The organism is Natrinema soli, assembly GCF_028618695.1.
Genome location: NZ_JAQIVI010000354.1, coordinates 1 through 4,507, shown reverse-complemented (window position 1 = coordinate 4,507; position 4,507 = coordinate 1). Strand labels below are relative to the sequence as shown.

Sequence of the window (4,507 nt, the reverse complement as noted above, 5' to 3'; positions counted from 1 at the left end):
ATCTGACGTTCCCCGCCGAGAGCCTCGCGGTGCTGCCCGATCACCTCTCGTTCGAGCAGGGCGCGACGCTCTCGTGTGCCGGTCTCACCGCGTGGCGCGCGCTCGTCGAGGACGGCGATCTCACCGCCGGCGAGACGGTGCTCGCGCTCGGGACCGGCGGCGTCTCGACGTTCGCACTTCAGTTCGCGACCATGCAGGGGGCCGAGGTTGTCGTCACCTCCTCGAGCGACGACAAACTCGAGCGCGCTCGCGACCTCGGCGCATCGGAGACGCTCAACTACGAGGAAAACTCCGACTGGGGCGACTTCGTTCGGGAGCGGACCGACGGCGGCGTCGACCACGTCGTCGAGGTCGGCGGCCCGGGAACGCTCGCACAGTCGCTCGAGGCGGCCGCGGTCAACGGCCACGTCCACCTCATCGGCGTGCTCGCTGGCGGAGAAGGACAGGTCCACCCGGGACCGATGCTTCACAAGGCGCTGACCGTCGAGGGCGTGATGGGCGTCGGCAGCCGCGCGATGTTCGACCGGATGAATCGGGCCATGGCCGCCACCGAACTGGAGCCCGTGATCGACCGCACCTTCGATTTCGACGAGGTGCGCGAGGCCTACCGCTACGTCGAGGCCGGTGAGCACCAGGGGAAGGTCGTGATTTCGATCGAGTAGGGCACGCTCGAGCGTTCCCGATCGGATGCCGTACTCGAGGTTCTGAGAACGACCGGTGGCGGTATTCGATCACCGTGGCCGGGAGCGGCGATCAGCCGCAGTACGCGGCTGATCGCGTGACCCGGGGAAAGGCAGGCTGTTCACCGAAACCCACCGCGAGCGAGTGAAACGAGCGAGCGGGCCGACGACCGATGTGGAGAGCGCGGCGCTCCGCGCCGCGTATGGCGAACGGCGCAAGCCGTGAGCCAGCCCGTAGGGCCGGAACGGAGGGAAGAGTGCTTTTCATCGACGTTTTGCCGAGGGAGCGGCGAAGCCGCGCCCGCAGAGCAAAAGGTCGAAGCTAAAACTTCGTTTTTAGAACAGGTGCTTGTCTTCCTCGAGGAGTTTCGCGGGGCCACCGACGTTCCAAGTGGTCGTGGAGACGCCGCAGTCGGAGACCGCTTCCTCGACTTCCTCGGCGTACTCGTCGGTGGTGTTGACGTAGACGCTGGCACCGGTGTCGGTCGAGAAGTAGACGGGGATGTCCTCCTCCTCGCGGAGTTCGCGCACTTTGTTGAAGACGGCGAGCGTGGCCGGCTGCCAGTAGACCCAGCCGGAGGGGCCGGTCATCGTGGTCGCCGCGAGCGAGAGCGAGTCGTGTTCGGCGAGTTCGAACGCGCCCTCGAAGTCGTTGTTCCGCAGCGCGTCGCGCATCTCGGCGATCTGGCCGTGGATGTGGGCGTTGCGCGCCTGGAACATGTGACTGTCGGCGGCCTCGCGGTGGGCGTCCTCGGTCTCCTTGTGATAGGGGACGAGTCCGACGATGATCTTGAGGTTCTCGTGGAGGTCGGACGGAATCCGCTTCGAGCGGCAGTCCTCGTCGTTCATCCCGGTGTAGAGCTGGGAGAACGCGCCGGTGACCGCGCGCGCGGACGACGCCGAGCCGACGCGGGCGATCGTCGAAATCTCCTGTCTGCTGGCATCGAGCTCAGCCGCTTCTGCCAGCGCCATCGCCGCCGCCGCGAAGCCGGACGACGACGAGCCGAGACCCACGTTCGAGGGGAAACTGTTCTCGCTCTCGAGGCGCACCGGATACACCGTGTGGGCGGCGTCGGAGCGCGAGCGGGCCTTCTCGACGACGGCCTCGACTCGTTCGTACGCGCGGCCGTCGAGTTCCTCGCCGTCGACGACGAAGGTGTCCTCCTCGTAGTCCATCGAGAACTCGACGGTCGTCCGGGTGTGGCTGGGGGCCGTACAGACGCTGATACTGTCGTGATACGGGTACCGCTTGATATCGTCGCGCATCCCGTGGTACTTGACCAGCCCCTGAATCGGATGGGCCATCGCCGTGGCTTTCATACCCGGATAGGTGGCTGAAGGCCGCTTAAAGTTCACGCATCCTATCGATTCCACAGCGCTGTCAGAGCAGCGGCGCACACCGGTTCGTCGGATATCCGCCGTGACACCGGGCAGGAAATCCGATTCGTGGCGTTCGATTCCGGCCCCCGGGTTCTCGGCGCGACTCGAGGGGGCGCACCTCATCGGACTCTCCGAAACCGGTCACGCACCGAACGCACGGCGGCTCCGACAACGGGTGTTCGCTACCGCTCGATGGCGACGATACTACGCGTCGGTCTCGAGTTTCGCGTCGGCCTCCGTCTCCTCCTCGAGCGTCTCGAGTCGCCGCTCGAGCGCATCGATATCGTCCCGCAGGGCGATCTGTAACTGTTCGAGATCGGTCTCGAGGTCCGACGTGACCGCGTCGAAGGCGGTCGCGACCGTTCGCTCGAGGATTTCGAGGTCGTCCGCGAGCGCGTCCAACTGGGCGGCATCGATGTCGGTGTCGGTACCGGTGTCGGCGTGCGCGTCCGTAAGGGAATCACGGACAGCGGCGAGCTCCGATCGGAGCCCCCTCGTCTCGGATTCGAGTGCCGTCAGTCGGTCGTCGAATCCCTGCAAGCGACGAGCGAGGGAATCGAGCCGCGGTTCGAGGTCGTTCTCGATCGCAGCCCGCAACTCCGCGTCGACCGCCGCGCGATCGTCGACGTCCGCCCGCAACGTCTCGAGGTCGTCCTCGATATCCGCGACTCGGTCCGCACTGGCCGTTCGCTCGAGGTCGAGCGCCCGACGGAGCGTTGCCGCGTTCGGTCCGTCGTCGGCCTCGAGTTCGGCGAGCAATACGTCGAGGAGGCCGGTGCTCCGCCCCTCCCCTGTCCGGTCAAACTGCGCACGAGTGTCATCATCCCCTGTCATTATCGAAATTCGGCCCCGGTCGAACCCTCTTCATACTATTATACTGGCACATGATAATAATATCCCTTCAACGGCTCTCCCGATGTATCCAATTCGCGCGCCCCTGCTCGGCACCGTCTCGACGGCCATCGGAATCGAGAGTGCTGACGGACCACCGCGGCGCGGACGGACCGTCTCGAACCGAACGGCTCAAATGCGCGCTCTCGCAACGGTTTCAGCATGGGAACCCCGCTCGAGACCCGCGCCGACCAGGCCGAGGCGATCGTCGACCGACTCGAGGACGCCTATCCGGACTCGACGATTTCGCTGCGATACGCGAATCGCTTGGAGCTGCTGATCGCGGTGATCCTCTCGGCGCAGTGCACGGACGAGCGGGTGAACGAGGAGACGAAACAGCTATTCGAGACGTACGACGGCCCCGAAGACTACGCGAACGCTCCTCAGGAGGAGCTCGCGGAAGCCCTGAACTCGATCACCTACTACAACAGCAAGGCCGAGTACATCCGCAGCTCCTGCGAGACGATCCTCGAGGAACACGACGGCGAGGTGCCGGACACGATGGACGAGCTGACCGAACTCTCGGGCGTCGGTCGGAAGACGGCGAACGTCGTCCTCCAGCACGGTCACGATATCGTGGAAGGGATCGTCGTCGACACGCACGTCCAGCGACTCTCGCGGCGGCTGGGACTCACCGAAGAGGAGCGGCCCGAACGGATCGAGACCGACCTGATGAAGATCGTCCCAGAGGACGACTGGCAGCAGTTCACCCACCTCTGTATCGATCACGGACGGGCGACCTGTACGGCTCGGAACCCCGACTGTGCCGACTGCGTACTGGCGGATATCTGTCCTTCGGAGAAGGGCGACAGCGAGATCGATCTCGCCTCCGGCGCCCCGTGGTGATCGGCGGGCTGACGGCCATCGACGCCCGGTGAACGACACGCCGACCGTCGCAAGCCCAACGCCTTTTCGGGGACCGCGGGTATCCTCAGTCGGGATCACTATGTCCGATAACTCAGACCAGCGTGACAACACCGGGAAGGATGAACACGGACGAGACGTCCAACTCGAGCACGAGAAAACGGATCCCGAGGAAGCGCAGGACGACGAGGAACTCACCGAGGAAGAGAAGGAAGCCCGCGAGCGACAGGACGAGGAGCAGCGTCGGCAGGACATCGAACACAAGTCCGACGATCGAGTCGACGACGCCCTCGAGAATACGAACCCGGATAACCACCGGGACGAGGAGCCGTACAACAGCTGAGCGAGGGTCGAGACGATCCGGTCCCGTCCGCTGTCAACCGCGGACAACTGCCGACACCGCGGTTTTCGCACTCGGTGCTGCCGATTCCTCGAGTTAGCCCCCGAACCGGTCGTCCGGAACGATCAGCGTCGAGAGCGTACCGGCGAGGGAGACGGCGACCCGCGAGTCGACGGAGACCGTGCCGACCGCTCGGCCGTCGACGACGAGGGTGACGTCGCTCTCCTCGCGTTCGACCGTGAACGCGAGGTCGTCGCTCGGGAGTACCCACCGACGGGTCTGCGTCACGAAGGCGCCGATCGGTGCGACCGTGTGGCGCAGGATCGGTCGATCCCTAACGTGTGGTATGCTA

Annotated in this window: 5 protein-coding genes and 1 pseudogene; 3 read left to right on the top strand and 3 right to left on the bottom strand. The window is 65.3% G+C overall.

Annotated elements, in window-relative coordinates:
- The coding region (locus PGX04_RS20325) for a zinc-dependent alcohol dehydrogenase family protein (RefSeq protein ID WP_273740178.1) at positions 1-662 on the top strand (662 nt) is incomplete at its 5' end.
- Positions 663-1,016: 354 nt separating this feature from the next.
- Here the strand turns inward: PGX04_RS20325 and mvaD are convergent.
- Positions 1,017-2,000, bottom strand: a complete 984-nt coding sequence (gene mvaD, locus PGX04_RS20320) for a phosphomevalonate decarboxylase MvaD (RefSeq protein ID WP_273740177.1) — start codon at positions 1,998-2,000, stop codon at positions 1,017-1,019.
- A 264-nt stretch (positions 2,001-2,264) separates the two neighbouring features.
- Positions 2,265-2,894, bottom strand: a complete 630-nt coding sequence (locus tag PGX04_RS20315) for a hypothetical protein (protein ID WP_273740176.1) — start codon at positions 2,892-2,894, stop codon at positions 2,265-2,267.
- 219 nt (positions 2,895-3,113) lie between these two features.
- Between PGX04_RS20315 and nth the strand changes: the two genes are divergently transcribed.
- Together nth and PGX04_RS20305 are read left to right on the top strand one after the other, a co-directional pair.
- The gene (nth, locus tag PGX04_RS20310; protein ID WP_273740175.1) at positions 3,114-3,797 is read left to right on the top strand and encodes an endonuclease III; all 684 of its coding nucleotides are present in this window, start codon (positions 3,114-3,116) and stop codon (positions 3,795-3,797) included.
- A gap of 100 nt (positions 3,798-3,897) precedes the next feature.
- The gene (locus PGX04_RS20305) at positions 3,898-4,158 is read left to right on the top strand and encodes a hypothetical protein (protein ID WP_273740174.1); all 261 of its coding nucleotides are present in this window, start codon (positions 3,898-3,900) and stop codon (positions 4,156-4,158) included.
- Between the two features lie 93 nt (positions 4,159-4,251).
- Here PGX04_RS20305 and PGX04_RS20300 read toward each other — a convergent pair.
- Positions 4,252-4,507 (bottom strand): annotated as a pseudogene (locus tag PGX04_RS20300) (NAD(+)/NADH kinase); the annotation flags it as partial.

Bases quoted from the DNA above. Each gene is read 5' to 3' on its own strand.
- mvaD (WP_273740177.1), bottom strand. From the start codon at position 2,000: ATGAAAGCCACGGCGATGGCCCATCCGATTCAGGGGCTGGTCAAGTAC.
- PGX04_RS20315 (WP_273740176.1), bottom strand. From the start codon at position 2,894: ATGACAGGGGATGATGACACTCGTGCGCAGTTTGACCGGACAGGGGAG.
- nth (WP_273740175.1), top strand. From the start codon at position 3,114: ATGGGAACCCCGCTCGAGACCCGCGCCGACCAGGCCGAGGCGATCGTC.
- PGX04_RS20305 (WP_273740174.1), top strand. From the start codon at position 3,898: ATGTCCGATAACTCAGACCAGCGTGACAACACCGGGAAGGATGAACAC.